The 16317-nt window shown below is 54.6% G+C and carries 9 protein-coding genes; 1 reads left to right on the top strand and 8 read right to left on the bottom strand.

Going from position 1 to position 16317, the window contains the following annotated elements; all coding sequences use genetic code 11:
• Window positions 1–209: 209 nt before the first annotated feature.
• From JSS75_08980 to JSS75_08950, 7 genes are all read right to left on the bottom strand, one after another.
• The gene (locus JSS75_08980; protein ID MBS1903823.1) at window positions 210–1931 is read right to left on the bottom strand and encodes a TIR domain-containing protein; all 1722 of its coding nucleotides are present in this window, start codon (window positions 1929–1931) and stop codon (window positions 210–212) included.
• A gap of 1 nt (window position 1932) precedes the next feature.
• On the bottom strand, window positions 1933–3666 hold the full coding sequence (locus JSS75_08975; protein MBS1903822.1) for a TIR domain-containing protein: 1734 nt from the start codon (window positions 3664–3666) through the stop codon (window positions 1933–1935).
• A 15-nt stretch (window positions 3667–3681) separates the two neighbouring features.
• Window positions 3682–5508 (bottom strand): hypothetical protein, encoded by a 1827-nt coding sequence (locus JSS75_08970; protein ID MBS1903821.1) that lies wholly within the window; start codon window positions 5506–5508, stop codon window positions 3682–3684.
• Between the two features lie 102 nt (window positions 5509–5610).
• The gene (locus JSS75_08965) at window positions 5611–7353 is read right to left on the bottom strand and encodes a TIR domain-containing protein (protein ID MBS1903820.1); all 1743 of its coding nucleotides are present in this window, start codon (window positions 7351–7353) and stop codon (window positions 5611–5613) included.
• Window positions 7346–9091, bottom strand: a complete 1746-nt coding sequence (locus JSS75_08960) for a TIR domain-containing protein (protein ID MBS1903819.1) — start codon at window positions 9089–9091, stop codon at window positions 7346–7348. Before JSS75_08960 ends, JSS75_08965 begins: the two co-directional genes overlap by 8 nt.
• Complete coding sequence (locus JSS75_08955) at window positions 9084–10814, bottom strand: TIR domain-containing protein (GenBank protein MBS1903818.1); 1731 nt, start codon at window positions 10812–10814, stop codon at window positions 9084–9086. The genes JSS75_08960 and JSS75_08955 overlap by 8 nt, the downstream gene beginning before the upstream one ends.
• Window positions 10807–12639 (bottom strand): TIR domain-containing protein, encoded by a 1833-nt coding sequence (locus JSS75_08950; GenBank protein MBS1903817.1) that lies wholly within the window; start codon window positions 12637–12639, stop codon window positions 10807–10809. Before JSS75_08950 ends, JSS75_08955 begins: the two co-directional genes overlap by 8 nt.
• 206 nt (window positions 12640–12845) lie before the next feature.
• On the opposite strand from JSS75_08950, the gene JSS75_08945 reads away from it, so the two are divergent.
• On the top strand, window positions 12846–13511 hold the full coding sequence (locus tag JSS75_08945; protein ID MBS1903816.1) for a hypothetical protein: 666 nt from the start codon (window positions 12846–12848) through the stop codon (window positions 13509–13511).
• A gap of 95 nt (window positions 13512–13606) precedes the next feature.
• On the opposite strand, the gene JSS75_08940 is transcribed toward JSS75_08945, so the two are convergent.
• Complete coding sequence (locus JSS75_08940; GenBank protein MBS1903815.1) at window positions 13607–15943, bottom strand: PKD domain-containing protein; 2337 nt, start codon at window positions 15941–15943, stop codon at window positions 13607–13609.
• Window positions 15944–16317: the final 374 nt, after the last annotated feature.

Below are 16317 nucleotides of genomic sequence, written 5' to 3'. Positions count from 1 at the left end.
TTGGATCGAACAGACAGGGTGTACGAAGCAATGATGCATTAGGCTTGCTCTATTCTATGTCAAAACATATAAGTTGTTACAAATAATTCAATTGGCACAGAGAGCCACGATCTTGGGTGATAGTCCAAGGAGCTGTGGACAAATTCTGGGAGAGTCAGAGGAGGTTGGTAGCCCTATCTCGTACTTGAGTTGAGTTGCCCGCCTCTTGGTCAGGGTCGTACAATGTGATCGAGGACGAACTGGTACAACGGTGTGCCTTCGATCGCGCGATAGAGACGTCGGTCCATGCCTTCGAACGCCACATACCCTCCGTCGATCGCATACTGTAACGCTTTGGTCCCGCGCTCGATCTGGCCATTGGCCATCCAGACTGCGGCAAGCTGCGTATGGGTCTCGAGAGGGAGGTCAGGTAAGCGTTCGATCGATTCTGCCATTTCTACAGCAATGTCAACATACCCAGCAAAGAGGGAGAGAAACAAGTACTCCAGTTTGGCCCACATCCGTTCCGGGTGTGCTGCGATCAAGCGCTCGTACAACGGCCGCCCTTTCTCCCAACACCATTCGATCGCATCCATTTCGCCCAGTCGGAACGCCGCGGTAGCCAGCTTCACATAGTTCGTGGCCGTTGCCGGATCGAGCTCGATGGCCCGTTGGAACGCGCGCATCGCCTCGCGGTAGTTGCCGAGCGAATCCTGCATGAATCCGAGGATCGCGTACGACACAAATTGTTTTGGCCGAAGCTCAACGAGCTTGTTCGCCATGTCCAATGCGAGTTCGCGCTCGCCGATATTCAGATAGTAATTGGCGCATGGACCATAGTAGAAGGGCGAGTTCGGATCGATTTGCCTGATCTCGTCCATTGCTCGTTTCGAGAGATCGAGGAGGGTTGCGTTGGTACGGTTCGAGCTGCGATATTCGTTTGCATACGCGACAGAGAGTATCGCGTATGCGGGAAGGAATCCGGGATCGATCCTGATGGCATGCTTGAGATCCTCAATGGCGCCGGCACTGTCGGCGAAGCTGTTGTTCTTTTCCCGGGCTTGCAGAAGCAGACGATACGCTTCAGAAGATGTTGTTGTCTTTTCTTCGAGCAGGAGCATTTCAGCCGGCGTGAGCTTCAGCTTCAAGCCTTCGGCAATGTCGAACGCGGTTCTTTCCTGGATCTCAAAGATGTCATCCATCGTCCCCGAGAATTTTTCATCCCAGAGCGTTACGCCCGATGTCGCCTCTATGAGTGACACCTGCACGCGAATGTTCTGTCCGGCTTTGCGCACGGCGCCGCTAATGATGTAGCGGACGTTGAGCTCGGCCGCGATCTGCTTCACGGAGATGCGAGCATCCTTGTAGAGTTGCGAAGATTTCCGGTCAAGCACAAAGAGTGCATCGAGCTTATTCAATGTCAAGATCAGTTCGTCGGTCAGGCCATCGCTGAACCATTCGTGGTCATGGGCAGGGGATTGGTCATCGAACGGCAGCACGGCGATGCGAATGAGGTTGTCGGGGAATGCAGATACCGGGTCGCTCGGTGCTTCAGCGACGGGGGTGGTTGCGACGAGGCCGATCTTGCTTAATGCTCGGTCCAATGCGTCCCGGTCGTTGATCTTTACGTGATGAATGCCCGCGAGTGCGTACTGCATTGCATCGCTGAGAACGCATGGCTCGAGCACGATCGGGATGATCCGTTTGTCGCGCTCCGACGCCAGCCCGACTTCTTTCACCACATTCTTCGAAGTGACCGAATTCGGCGAGAGCATCACGATGAACGTGTGACAACTGCGGATCGCCGACACTATCTCCGCGCTCCATGTTTCTGCCGCCGTCAGCGATGCGGTGTCCATCCAGACATCCGCTCCGCTCGAGCGTAGCCGATCGGCAAGTGCGAGTGCCTGCTCGGAATCTTTGCGTGAGTATGAAATGAAAATATCTGCCACGTTAGTCTCTTGCAATATGTGCAACCAGGAAGTCGTATTCCGGCGTGCCGTTGAGCGGGAGGAAACCGGATTCATCCCAAATGGTGAAGGTGTCCTGGCCTCGATCGATCGCGGAGCGAAGATGTGTGCGGCCTCGCTCGAGATCGCCGGCGAGTACGAAGGCCTCGGCGCAACAGTATTCGGTATCAGCGTCCACATCTCCTCTGGCGAGGATGGCTTCAGCAACTGCTACGGCATCGTCCGGGATTTGCGCTTGGATGGCAGCATTCAGCAGTTCCGTCCGAATCCTGAGCGAGTCGGGGTACTCAGCTATCCGTGCGTCAAGGTGTCGTTTGACGTTCGGGTACTGGGCGCGCAATTGTTCGAGCGGCGCTCCACTGACAAAGAGGACGGTCAAGAGGCTGACATGATCAGTACCGGAGTTCGGATCGAGCTCGATCGCACGACGAAATTCTCTGACCGCATCGGCCGGACGATTGAGACGCGAATAAATAAACCCAAGCACACCGTGAGATCGGGGGCGTTTCGGACTAACGCTGACGGCTCGCTCCGCCATTTCCACGGCGAGCTCCGTCTCGTCGATGTTCAGGTAATAATTTGCTCGGGCGATATAACAATAGTGCGTCTCAGGAGCAAGTGTCATCAGTTGCTTGACGAGTCCGCGTTCGCGTTCGAGCAGTGACGCATCGGATCGGTTACCGATTCGATATTGGTTCGACGTCGCGACCGAGATCAGATAAAGGGCTGCGGCACAGTTCGGATCAATCTCCAAGGCGCGTTCTGCCAAGCGCGTTCCTCCGGCATGATCCATTTCCTCATCGAGTTTGCGGCTCGCTCGCATGAGCAGTTCGTATGCCTCGGGCGAGTCCGTCATCTTCTGATCGAGTGAGCTGCGTTCTGCCGGGGTGAGCGTGATCTTCAGTCCTTCGACAATATCTCGGGCCGTCTTCTCCTGGATCTCGAAGATATCGTCCATGGTGCCGTTGAACTTCTCATCCCACAGCACCTTTCCGGTCTCGGGATCGATGAGCGATGCCTGAACCCTGATCTTCTCGCCCGCTTTGCGGACGGCACCGACGATCACATATCGTACCTGCAGTTCACGAGCGATCTGCTTGGTCGTCATCTTCGCATCGCGATATGCGCGCGTCGAGTTGCGATCGAGTACGAGCAGCGCATCGACCTTGTTGAGCATCGAGATCAGTTCATCGGTGAGCCCATCGCTGAACCACTCGTGGTCGCGTGTGGGCGATTGATCTTCGAACGGAAACACGGCAAGGCGTGTGGGGCCAGAGTCCGCACGAGATGGCGATGCTACTGCTTGGGGAGCCGACGGTGCAGTATGAACTCCCGGAGCGAGTCCCAGTTTGGAAAGGCTGCGGTGCAGTGTTACTTCATCGTGGAGCTTCACCTTCTGCAGGCCGGCGAGCGCATACTTCATTGCGGGATTGAGTTCGCACCGCACGAGCTCGATCGGGATGATCGTCTTCTTCGACTCCGAAGCGAGCGACACCTCTTTGGTCACGTTTCTGCTCGCCACAGCATTCGGTGAGATCAGGACGATGAAGAACGTACACCCTTCGATCGCAGTGACGATCTCCGCGCTCCAGGTCTCGGCTGCCGCCAATGCGGCTGTATCCATCCACACGCTCGCGCCGTCACTGCGCAGACGCTCCGCTAATGCGAGCGCCGCTTCGGCGTCTTTGCGTGAGTATGAGATGAAGATATCAGCCACGGGTCGTTCGGGAAATTATCGAACAATGACAAAACGCCGGCAGACAGATTCGTCATTGCCATCGATAACTATGAGATAGCTCCCGGCGGCGAGCGTTCCGATATCGAGTGTTACATCTGTGAGAGTACCTGCATCCAGCTTTGCAGTGGCACTCAAGACTTCGTGCCCCAGAACGTCTTGCACATGAATGAGTACTTCCCTCGAACGGTCGCCGGTCAGTGTGAAGCTGATCCGATCTCCATGCACCGGATTCGGGCTGAGGTCACTGATCGCGATCGTTGGTGCATTGAGTTGACGGATCACACCGGCGTGTGTCGCCGGTGAAGAAACGTATGCGAAGACATCGCCGTCATTGTAGCTGGGTGGACGGTTCTCGGCCCAGACATCGACGAACGTGCCACCGAAGGCATCGCTATACGTATAGTCGCCCATATTAGCCCAACGACCCCCGGTCGCGACTGAAGCGAGGAGTGGGTTGAAAAGTCGGGTCCCGAGCGGCTCGGCGTTCGTTGGTGTATCGAAGGAGTATCGAACTCTCCGCATAAGCACATTGGCTGTATCCTCTTCAGAACTATACATTGTTACGTATGCCTTTTTTGTAGAGGGGTCGAAGCTCACCCACGGCATACAATGGTCGAGTCCTAAGAGCGTTGGATCGCCTACCTGAATGGGGGATGACCACGACACGCCTTCGTCGGTCGAACGAACGATGAATTCGCGGGCGGCTTTCTTGATCGTGTCGTACGATCCGTACACGGCAAACAGATCATTTGTTTCGGGATCGAGATCGAAGCTAATGTAGGGGTCGATTCGGAAACCCTTCGACCCCTTTAACATGGCATACATATAGACATTATGATCGACGGGATATGCTTTTTGTCGCATCGCGATCGGATACTCAGAGAACGTCTTAGCGCCGTCATGCGAGACTTCCACGGCGAACGAGGCAACGGTCTCGTCGCGAAAGTTATTCGAAGAAATGAACACCGTTCCGCCTTTGCCGATACGCAGTGTTGCAAAGTGTCCGAATGCGGTGCTATACTCTAACGGCTTTGACCAACTGACGCCATGATCATCGCTATATGCCACATAATTGATCCCATCCCACAATGTGTCGGCGAGTGACGGATATTCCGACCATGCAATATAGAGCCTCCCGTGGTATGGGCTGTTCGGATCGCGATCGACAGCGATCGTGGGTTTATCCTGCAGTTTGGTTGGTGCGATCGTGTCACCGACAACCGGTGACCCCAGCACCCAATTCCGACCGTCTTTGCTGCGCCCGACCATAATATCACTCAGCGACATGTTGGGTGTGATGATGAGGAAGGCATAGTAGAACATGCCGGAATCATCGCACGTGAGAATAGGATCGCACCACGCGTTTGCTCCGTGGAAATTCACTTTTGGCAAATGCTGTCGTGACCACGTATTTCCGGCATCGGTGGAAACGCAGGCGGTCATGCCTATCCCATTCGCTATTTGTGCCGCGTCATTGAACCCGACAACGATCATGTTTGGATTCGTACGGCTGATCGCGACGGTTGTCTCAGACTCGTCTGAAGAGGAATGCGTAATATCCAGTGATGTGTCGCCGAGCGACTGAAGTGGTTCGGTCGATAGAACGCTCGATACTTGCGATGCTGGCTGTTGAGATAGTTGATGATCGATCACGCGCCGAAATACGTCGCATTCCCGATAGAGTCGATCGCCGAGCTTCGCGACTTTCAGAGCACGACTGAGTTCACGGTCGGATTCCGGAGTCTGCGGTGCAACCTCCTGCGCCGTCGCAATTCGGGCAGAAGAGATCAATACTATCAGGGCAAGGTGTTTCAGTGACATAATGATAGATGGAATGAGAAAATCAGGGCGTCTGGTGAAATGAATCGCTCGACAAGCGACATTTCCTGCTCAAGGTCTTTGTGTGAGTACGAGATGAACATATCAGCCATGCGTTCTTGGATCGGTTTCGCCTTCTAGCGATTCAATCAAACGTAGCACCTCTTCGAATTGCGGGGTCCCCGAGAGTGACGCGACCCCCTGATCAGTATCGGCAAGAAAGTGCTTTAGTGCATCGACGTCCTTCATCCCTGTCTCGATAGACATTTTGAGTGTCGCGAGTGCTTCGTTCTTGTCATCGACCTTCCCAAAGAGACAGGCAGTATTGTAGAGAGTCACCGCATCTCGAGAGGCCTTGAGCCTTGTCGCGGCAGCATGGGCGGCATCCGTTCTTCCGCTCATCTGCAGAAGCGCCGCATGAATGAGACGTTTGTCTTCATGATCGGGATGCAGCTTAGTATAGCGTTCGAAGTACGGAAGTGCTTCTTCAGCCCACTGAGCGCATTTCTCTTTCGCGCCTGCACTGTCGCACACCACCACAAGGTTCCACAACAAGACAAGATCGCCGGGCCGCAGACGAATCGCTTCTTCCATGAGCGGGATCGCTCTGGAGTAGTTGTTGCTTTGACCGTAGACGAAAGCGAGCGTGAAATGGCTGTGAAAGTCATCAGGCGCCTTCCTGATGTATTCGATTGCGGTCTCCTCTGCTTGAGCGATCTTGCCACGATACAACTGTATCTGCGACAAAGGGAAGTATGCTTGGCGAAAACCAGCGTTGAGCCGCAGTGCCTCCTGACAGAGTCGCTCCGCTTCGCCCAACAGCCGAGGGTCTCGTTCGTAATGCCGATAGATCGCTAGTAGTGCGAGCGCCTTGTAATTGATCGGCTGAACATATTCGGGCTCAAGGCGGATCGCTTCGTCGCAGAGCTGAGCAGTAAGTCGAAATCCTTCCAGCGTGTTTCGTGCATAGTACTCGCAGGCCTTCAAGAATAGTTCATAGGCGTCGGTGTTCTTGGTTCCGTGCGTGGAAAGTGTCGATGTCTCTTCGGTCGAAAGGATCGCCGCCAGTCCATCAAGCACCTTTTTCGCTACATGCTCCTGGATCTCGAAGATGTCGCTCATCGTGCCTTTCATGGACTCTTGCCACAGGTAATCTCCAGTCGCAATATCCAGAAGACGGGCGGTGATCTTGATGCTGTCCCCGAACTTCCTCACATCGCCATGCACGAAATATCGGATCGACATCTCCTTCGCATAGGCAGGAAGCGCGCCTTTATAGCGTTTGAAGTCCTTGGTCGTCTGCGGGTCAGTGACGACCAATGATTTGACGTTCGAAAGAGCGCTGATCATTTCGCTGACAATGCCATCGGCGAACCAGCCGTTGTCCGCGGTAGGCGAGAGGTCGTCGAAGGGCAGGATCATCAGGCTCTTGCGGTCGTCCGAGCTCTTTGCGGGTGTCACTCCGCGCGGAGTCGGCTTGCCACTCAAAACGCTCACGAGCGCATCGAACTCCTCGAACCGAACGTACTGCAGATTCGCCAAGTGATACAAGAACTCACCTCGGAGTTCGACACGGTCCAGTCGCAGCGGGACGATCCGTTTTTGTAGCAGGGTCGCGACGCCGAGTTCTTTCGAGACATTCGGCGATGCGACGGAAGATTCGGAGAGTAGCAACAAGAAGATCGAGGCCGATTCGAGTGCATTGGCGATCTCCTTGCTCCAACTATTCGCCCCCTCGATCCCGTGCCGGTCGATCCAGACATCAAAACCGGCCGCCTTGAGTCGTTCGACAAGCGAAAGCGCTTGGTCGAGGTCTTTGCGTGAGTATGAGATGAAAATATCAGCCATTAGAATGTACGCGGCGTGTCCACTCTTCTTCGAGGCGAATAAACTCTTCTCGATCGCTGATGGGTTCGAACTCCTGATCACTAAACCACAGCAGATGCTCAGCAGTGAGCGTTGTCCCGAACCGCTCGGTGAACGTCTGCAAGAGACGAATGGCGCGGTCGCCTTCACCGACCATCGCGGCGAGCCCGGCAAGGTTGCGGTAGGATTCTTCGATGACGATGTGATCGTCCGGAAATGCATGGAGCTGTTGCCGTGCTTCGTCGATCCTGCCTTGATAGACCAGCAACAGCCCATAGACGATACGAGCATCGTCATCATCCGGCATGGTGCTCATGCGCGCAACCACGAGATCGAAAAACTGGTGTGCGTACTGCACTTTGCGGTCGCGATCTCGAAGTGCCCATGCTGTCCCGATCAACGTTCTGGCGGCGCGATAGGAATCTGGGGTGAGGGCGAATATTGCTTCGAATTCGACCAACGCTTCTGAAAACCGATGCTGCACCGAGTGGAAGACTCCGAGCTGGTTGAGGCGATCCGTGTCCGCCGGATCGATGCGAAGGTTCTCACGCATCAATGCTTCGGCTGCATCAGGATCGCCGGATACCCACAATCGCAACGCGTGTGTCCCCAACACCCGCCAGTCATCGGTAGGGGAAAGCACCAGCCGCGCAGCCTCAAGCAGACGGTCTGCCTCATCCAGAACGTTGGCCGGCCATCCAAAATGTTGATGCAATGTGATCAGAATGATCGCACAGCGAAGCATGGCCTGTGGAAAGTTGGGGTCGAGCTCCAGCGCACGCCTGATCGAGGCGAGCGCATGCTCCGTGCCGACCTTGGTGTGCTTGCCGAAGAACTCTGCGGATTTCAAGTACATCTCATACGCTTCGGCATTCGACGTACCCCGGTTCGCAAGCTTCTTCTCTTCCGATGCGAGCAGGTGCACCTTCAGCCCATCGACCACTTTTCTCGCAAGTTCTTCCTGCATGTCGAAGATATCGGACATCGTCCCTTTGTGGGAGATCTGCCATAAGTGATCGGCGGTGTCGATATCGAGCAACGTGCAAGAGATCTTGATCTGATCGCCGAACTTCCGAACGTCGCCCTGCAGGAAGTAGCGAATGCGCATCTCGCGAGCATAATCAGCTAAATGACCTTGATAGGTCTTGTACTCGCTCGTTGTCTGTTTATCTACCAATCGCAGTGACTTCACGCGCGAGAGCGAGTCGATGAGTTCGCTGACGATGCCGTCGGCGAACCAGCCGTTATCGGCGGTCGGGGAGAGATCCTTGAACGGCAGAATCATGAGGCTCTTGCGCTCGTCAACAGGTTGTACAGCCTTCGGCTGAATCGGGATGGCCGACGACTTACTCGTATTGATCGCACGCAGAATGCCGTCGACGTCCGCGATCTTCACGCGCTGCAGGCCGGAGAGATGATAGAGAAATTCACCGCTGAGGGCAGTGCGGATGACCTGTACCGGGACAATGCGTTTCTTGAGCTGCGTCGCGGCCGCCAATTCCTTCGCAACGTTCTCCGATGTGACAGCCGTCGGCGAAAGCAGCAGGAGCATCGTATGGCAGGATTCCAGTGCGTTGGCGATCTCCTTGCTCCAACTCGCCGCCCCTTCGATGCCGTGCTGGTCGATCCAGACATCCACACCCTGCGCGCGCAAGTGAGCGACCAAACCAAGAGCCTGCTCCGAATCGTGGCGCGAGTATGAGATAAAAATATCAGCCATTGGACGTCAACCGTGCTTTCCAAGCTTCTGCCAATCGACGGAAGTCTTCTCTGTCCCTGAGCGAATCGAGCTCCGACTTATTAAGCAAGGCCAGGTGCCATTCGTTCAGATCCATCTCAGCACTCAACTGCATCGACCGGATTGCTCGCTCCGGTCTGCCAAGAAGTGCCGCAAGGCATGCGAGGATTCGAAAAGACAATTCGTCGGTGATATGATCGTCACTGATCGTGTCGAGATGACTGAGTGCATCGTCTCTGCGGCCGAGGTAGAACAGTAACAATCCATAGAGAACGGAGGCTTCATCGTCATTCGGCATGAGCTGCATTCTCCGCCGGAACAGATGAATGAATCGCCGGGCATAATCAGCTTTGAGGTCGGGCCGATCCATATTCCATGCCATCATGACGATCTGGCGCGCACATTTGTAGGATTCAGGAACGATCGCAAGACATGCTTCATGTTCGACGAGCACCTCTTCGTACCGACCTTGAAGGAACAGACAATACGCCAGTGCATTGTGCCTGTAATAATCGTTCGGATCGATCGAGACATTCTCACGAGCGATCGATTCGGCCAATGCAAAATTGCCGCGCGCCATTGCCAGAATACCCGGACCGGCGAGAACACGCCAATCGTCGGAAGGGGAGAGCTTTTTCTTTGCCCTTTCAAATAGGGCTTCGGCTTCATCGAGCATTTCCGCACTACCCCCAAATCCGTGTTGGTAACGAACAAGAATGATCGCACGCCGCAGCATCGCTTGCGGGAAATCTGGGTCCAACTCCAGGCTTCGTTCGATCGCCTTCATGGCGTATTCTACTGAGACTTTCGTGTCTTTGTCATAGAATTCCTCGGCCTTCAAGTACATCTCATACGCTTCGGCATTCGAGGTGCCGCGGCTTGAAAGCTTCTTCTCTTCCGATGCGAGCAGATGCAGCTTCAGACCATCGACCACTTTTCTCGCAAGCTCTTCCTGCATGTCGAAGATGTCGGACATCGTCCCCTTATGGGAGATCTGCCATAAGTGATCGGCAGTATCGATGTCGAGCAAGGTGCACGAGATCTTGATCTGGTCGCCGAACTTCCGGACGTCGCCTTGTACGAAGAATCGGATGCCCATTTCGCGGGCATAGTCGGCGAGGTGGCCCTGATAGGTCTTGTACTCGTTCGTCGTCTGTTTGTCCACCAACCGCAATGACTTGATATGCGAAAGGGAGTCGATGAGTTCGCTGACCATCCCATCGGCGAACCAGCCGTTGTCGGCTGTCGGAGAGAGATCCTTGAACGGCAGGATCATCAGCGACTTCCGTTCATCGATCGGTTTAGGTGCGTGACGCACCGGTCGATCCTGCGCAGTGCCGGCGATCGCACGGAGAATTGCATCTACGTCTGCTATCTTGACGCGTTGCAGCGCAGAGAGATGGTAGAGGAACTCGCCTTCAAGCGTCGTTCGAACGACCTGAACCGGGACAATATGCTTATTTAGTTGTGTTGCGACCGAGAGTTCCTTCGCGACATTCTTCGATGCAACAGCGGTGGGCGACAGCAACAGCAGCATGGTGTGACAGGCCTGTAGCGCATTAGCGATCTCCTTGCTCCAACTCGTTGCCCCTTCGATGCCATGCTGGTCGATCCAGACGTCCAATCCGTTCGCGCGCAGTTGCTCGGCTAAGGCAAGAGCCTGCTCGGAGTCGTTGCGGGAGTACGAGATGAAAATATCAGCCATGCTTCTTCGGTAGTGCTTCCTTCTGCTTTACCCATGACTGAAATTCCGGGAGGTTGCGGAGATTATCGAAGAAGGGGCGTTCGAAGTCGACGCTCTGCACGCCGGAGCGGGCGATCTTGCCCCGCATGATCTCCATCGCTCGGTCGAGCTTACCACTGAGGGCGCTGATCGCTGCGGTATTCAGGACGTACTGCGAGTCGACGTTCGGGGTCCTGAGCAGATCTTCCATCCGCTTGCAGGCTTCATCGCCTCGGCCGGACCATACCAATGCCAGCGGGATGCTATTGTTGCTGACGGATTTGTCGTCCGGGTGCCACTTGAGCCATGCTTCGAAGATCGGGATAGACGCTGCCGCTTGTTGATGCAATCGCACGGTATCATGCGCAAACCACAGACAGTAGAGTACCATGAACCGGTCTTGCGGCGCAGTCGGATCCCGCTTCAGTGACTCGAGGAAATTGTCGGCAGCAAGGCCGTATTGTTTTGAAGTAGCGTATGCCAGAGCCAACAGATAATAGCCGCCTGAGCGCCTGGGCTGCTTCTTCAGATACGCGGTCGCTTCGGAGATCGCTCGGTCGTAATCATGATGAACCGTTGCGATCCAACTGCCAACAAAATGCGAATATAGTTGGGCGGTATCAAGTTTGCGTCCGATCGCCAGAAACGAGTCTGCCAGCACCAATGACCGCGTGGCGGTGGTGTCGCCCATGTACTTGTTGCCATATTCACGCGCGGCCTGGAGATACGGATGTGCGTAGTATGGGGAAAACTGTGTAGCACGTACGTACAATGCGATCGAGGAATCGATGCGGTTGTGGCTCTCTTCGTAGTCAGCTCTCATGCACAGGTCCCAGGCTTCCGGACTGGCGGGCTTCCCGCCCAGCGGCACATACACCGAATCGGTAGAAAGCGACAGTTGGAGTTCTACGACAATGTTTTGCGCGATCTGTTGCTGCAACTGGAACAGATCGCGTGATGAGCCAAAGAAGGACTTGCTGAAGAGCACCGATCCCGTTTCGGCATCGGACATTTGGGCATTGATCAAAATGCGGTCGGCCTCACGCTGCACGGTGCCGTTGACGATATAGCGGCATCCGACCAGTTTTGAGATTTCTTTGACGTCCCGCTTCGACGATTTGAATTCCATGGACGTGCTGCGGTCGGCCACCTGCAGGTCGGTCACGGGGACAAGCATATCGATTAGCGTGGCCGTCATGCCATCGGCGAAGTACTCGTTCTCTTTGTCGGCGCTCAGACTCTCGAACGGCAGAACCAACAGCGTCTTGACCGTGCTCGCCGTACTGCCGGATGAACTCGGGCGGAACGCGAAGTAGCCTACGGCGCCGAGCACCAGAATGATCGAAGCAGCAACGATAGCCCGAAGCCGTGTCTTTCGGGCACGAGGCGGGGCTTGCTCGGTCGAGTTCGTTGTATTGGGTGAGACTTCCTGATCTGTTTTGGCCACCGCCCGCAGGATCGAATCGAAGTCGTCGTATTTCGCGCGCTGCAGCCCCGATAGATGGTAGAGGAATTCGCCTTGCAGTTCGACACGCTCGAGCTGGACAGGGACGATGCGTTTATGGAGCTGGGATGCGGCAGAGAGTTCTTTTGCGACATTCACCGAACTCACTGCCGTCGAGGAGAGCAGCAGGAGCATCACATCGCACTGTTGCAGCGCGTTCGCGATCTCCTTGCTCCACGACGTCGCGGCTTCGAGTCCGTGCTGGTCGATCCAGACGGTCATTCCATGTGCGCGCAATCGATCGACCAAGGCAAGGGCCTGTTCCGAATCGTTGCGTGAGTATGAGATGAAAATATCGGCCATGCTGCCAAGGACAAAGATACGTCAACGCCGCATCTCTGTTTGGCATTCTAATTGCAAGAATAGCGAGTAGTTAGGCCCAATGGGGCCGATTGAACATCGGAAGTGGTTGATTATCAGCGCACTTCCGGCGACTGCCACGAAGAAGAGCGTACCGGTGGCCGTAACAAAAGCTTCGCAGGCGTAAACAAATGTCTTACGGAGGATATATGAAGATCCGAACCTTGCTCCTCATGCTTGCAGCCATGACCCTCGTGGCATGCAGCCAAAGCTCGACCGAAGGGCCGAACGACCTCGGCGGCGATACGAACATTCCGCTCAATACCGTTGGCAATGACTTTTCACCAACTGTCTATCTCGGAAGTTCGTACGTAGCGCTGCGCGATACGATGTATATCACGAAGAATCAGAACGGCTTTGTGACGGTCCGTGTCTGGGCCGATCTGTCGGCGTACCCCGCGTTGCGTTCGATCCTTCCGGCCAGCAGGCTCGACACGGCAGGCAACTTGAATACAGAAGTCCATGTGCGCATGACCTCGGAAGGGATTCAGGATTACCGGTTGGCGGATTCCGACTGGTCGAAGCCGTTCACTATCATCAAGTACAACTGTTCGGTGGGCGATAAGTACACGTTCACCACATCGTCAGGTACGACCGTCACCCGCACCGTGACGCAAAAATCGACCACCGACGATTTTAGCTATGGCTTCCTGCTCATCAAGACCAACACGACCGAGGAAACGCCGGTGAACGATCTCAACGGCGTGACGAAGATCAAATACATCACCAATCACAAATTCGGGTTAGTACAGATCGTCGTCACCCTCTCGAACGGGACGGACTTGAAGATCACCCTCTGGCCGACGTTCTATTGAGCCACTGATAGTATGCACACCTGGTGAGAAATATTCAGGAACGGGTCGGGCACCCCAAACCGGTGCCCCGAACCGTTTCTGAAGTCAAACCCTAATCAATAGAAGAGAATATCAACAATCGGCGGTTTGGCGCTGTTAGACCAATTCGTTTTCACATAGTCGGCGTGGCCGCTTGCCCCATGCTTGTAGTATAGAGATGCCTTATACTCGATCTTTGACAAGAGTTGCTCTACCATTGGGCCACTGCGCCGGTAGACAATTGTATCGTTATTACGACCATGATACGAGATGGAGTTGCCCTCTAAGGCATTCTCATCCGAATTCGTATTGTAGTTCTCGGTCATGGCACTGTTGGAGTATTCACTCCACGCATGAGATGACGCACATGCGAAATTCGAGACGGTAGAATAGTCGGTCGCGAAGTGGATGCTAATCGATAGGGATCGGCTGTCGGATTCGTCATGGTAGAAGTTGAAGATCGAATCGGTAACGACGTGTGAACTCCAAGAGGTCGACCACTTCAGACTGCATGTCGTCCCCGGTTGGTCCCACTGTAGCCGATTGGCTGCCGAGTCACGACTACTGCCCGTTCCGTAGACAAATGTCGTGTACCACTGTACGGTGCCGTCGAACTGAATATCGCCGGTAAATCGGACCAGGAGATTCCTCTTGGATTGAAGTTCGGCGATTGTTGGCGGGCTTAATGCCGGAGAAATTTGGATGGTGCGCGTTGTAGAGGCAAACACGATGTCTTTGCTATCGAGTAGATCCGCTCGCAACGTGTACATGCCTGCGCTCGCAAATGTATGAACCCACCACGCTGTATCCGCTAACACTTGGTTTGCGCCGACTCCCACCACCGTCCAGCGAATCCTGAACCGCTGTTCGGGTTTCGGAGATACCTGTACGACGAACGCCTGTGGCGTTCCGACGAACGGCAACGTCGAATCCAATGGTATGATGGCTACAGCGGGTGCACTGACAATTATCGTTTGTGAGAAGGAGTCCTGCGGAACCGTGCCGGCGCTCGGTCTGATGTGTATCGTGAGAGGGTAGCTTCCTTCGTGGTCGTACACATGTGAGATCGTGTCGTTCGGGTATGCGCGCTGCTCAGTGGTCCCATCGCCAAAATTCCACTCGAACGTGACTCCGGATTGTTGGTACAAGGGAGAAACAATTCCAAAGTACTCCCGGGTGTGAGAGACCGGATTTGTCGGCTTCATCGTAATAAGCAACGGTTCAAATGATGCGTGCAGCCATTGCCAACCAACCCATGTACGTTTGTTCACGTATGGCGACGCAGAATCCATATAAATCCCAACCACATTTTCTCCGCGCTTGATAGGGATTACATCGCCTGTCGAGTAGGACCGGAATGCGCCATTGAGATAAATCGAGATGCTCGTCTTCGTTCGGCCCGAGAAGTCCAACCGGATGGCGGGGTCAATACACTGGAGGGTGTCTCCCGTTCGTATCACACCATGATCTGCCCGCACGCCCGAAAAGAGGTCTTGCGGAACACCGGTGACGGATGCTGAATATCCTGCTGCGATTGTAGCATAATCCAGGATCGCATAGCCACCGATATAACTAATAAAGGGAAATTCGTGCTCGTCTGACTGTATTAAGTTTGAAACGGTGTACGATGTGCTATAAGCCTGCGTTGCTTTTGCGGACACGTCGATAGAGCGATCCGTTGCACCAGGATAGCAGGGGTCGTATACGGTGGCGAGATTCTCGTTCAGGCCCGTAACGACGATCGGGACCCTCGCCGTGATTAGACGATTGGTAAGGCACAGTGCCTGTGGTTTGTGAGTGGCAAGTAAGGCATAGGCTAACTCATTTCGAGTAAGCGTGTTGTCACCGCCAGTCAGATGTTCGATCAGGTTGGTAGCCGTTGTCGTCCAAGCACACGCCGATTCAATCGCGTTCACTGCGCGAAAACTCCGTGGGTGCGCCATCCAAAGGGTATCGTTCGAGTACGTCGGTTCCTGGAATGCACTCCCAAGGGATGTTCCGGTGGTTATCCACTTGCTACAATAATACCAGAGCGCGCCGAGCGAAAGGCCGCTGGCAAGCCCATTGGGGAAGGCAGAAGTGCCCACATTCGGAATGTTCCATGCATCGTGTGCCACATCAAAAGCAGATGTGATCTTTCCCTTCAGTGCTGTACGAGCGATTGAACTGACGAAGATCGAACCGGAGTGTCGGATGACGAACGTGATGCTTTGATTGTCGATGGTCGAGATGGGAATCGCGTCCAACTGATGCGTTACCGCATCAAAATAGAACGGCATATAGAATCGGTCGGACTTCATCTTCACTGCGATGCGAACCACAATATTGCGTGCGGGATAATCAGTACCGATATCGAGACGATACAGCGGCGTTTCCGGGTAGATGTTCTCCCCAAAGGTTTGTGATTTGATCAAGGCTTGGCTAAGCGTGCAAGTCCGACTCGTTGTAAACGCACTTGCAGGTACCGTTACCGTTGGACCAATACCGAGATCATCGGCAAGTGTTCCGCCGCCAGGCCCGATCTCAGCCGTGCCCAAACGAACTGAGTCACCAAGTTCGAGACCCGGGAGTGGAACGGGATTGAGCTCCGGTTCAGTAGAACAAGCCGTCAAGAATAAGAGCATCAAGCATACGACTCGTGAAGATGCTCGGATGGATCTGTAGATTGCGTGACCCTTCATTTGATAGCATAGTTGCCCAACAGTCAGTGAAACACATCAGTGGATGAAGAGTTGCGGGGACGGACGGGGACGCGGACAAGGGTGGAGGGAAATTGCCCCGCTCCAAC

This window comes from Bacteroidota bacterium (genome assembly GCA_018266755.1).
Taxonomy (GTDB): Bacteria; Bacteroidota; Ignavibacteria; order Palsa-1295; family Palsa-1295; genus JAFDZW01.
The sequence above is the reverse complement of the archived record's forward strand: the minus strand, read 5'-3'. Positions and strand labels throughout refer to the sequence as shown.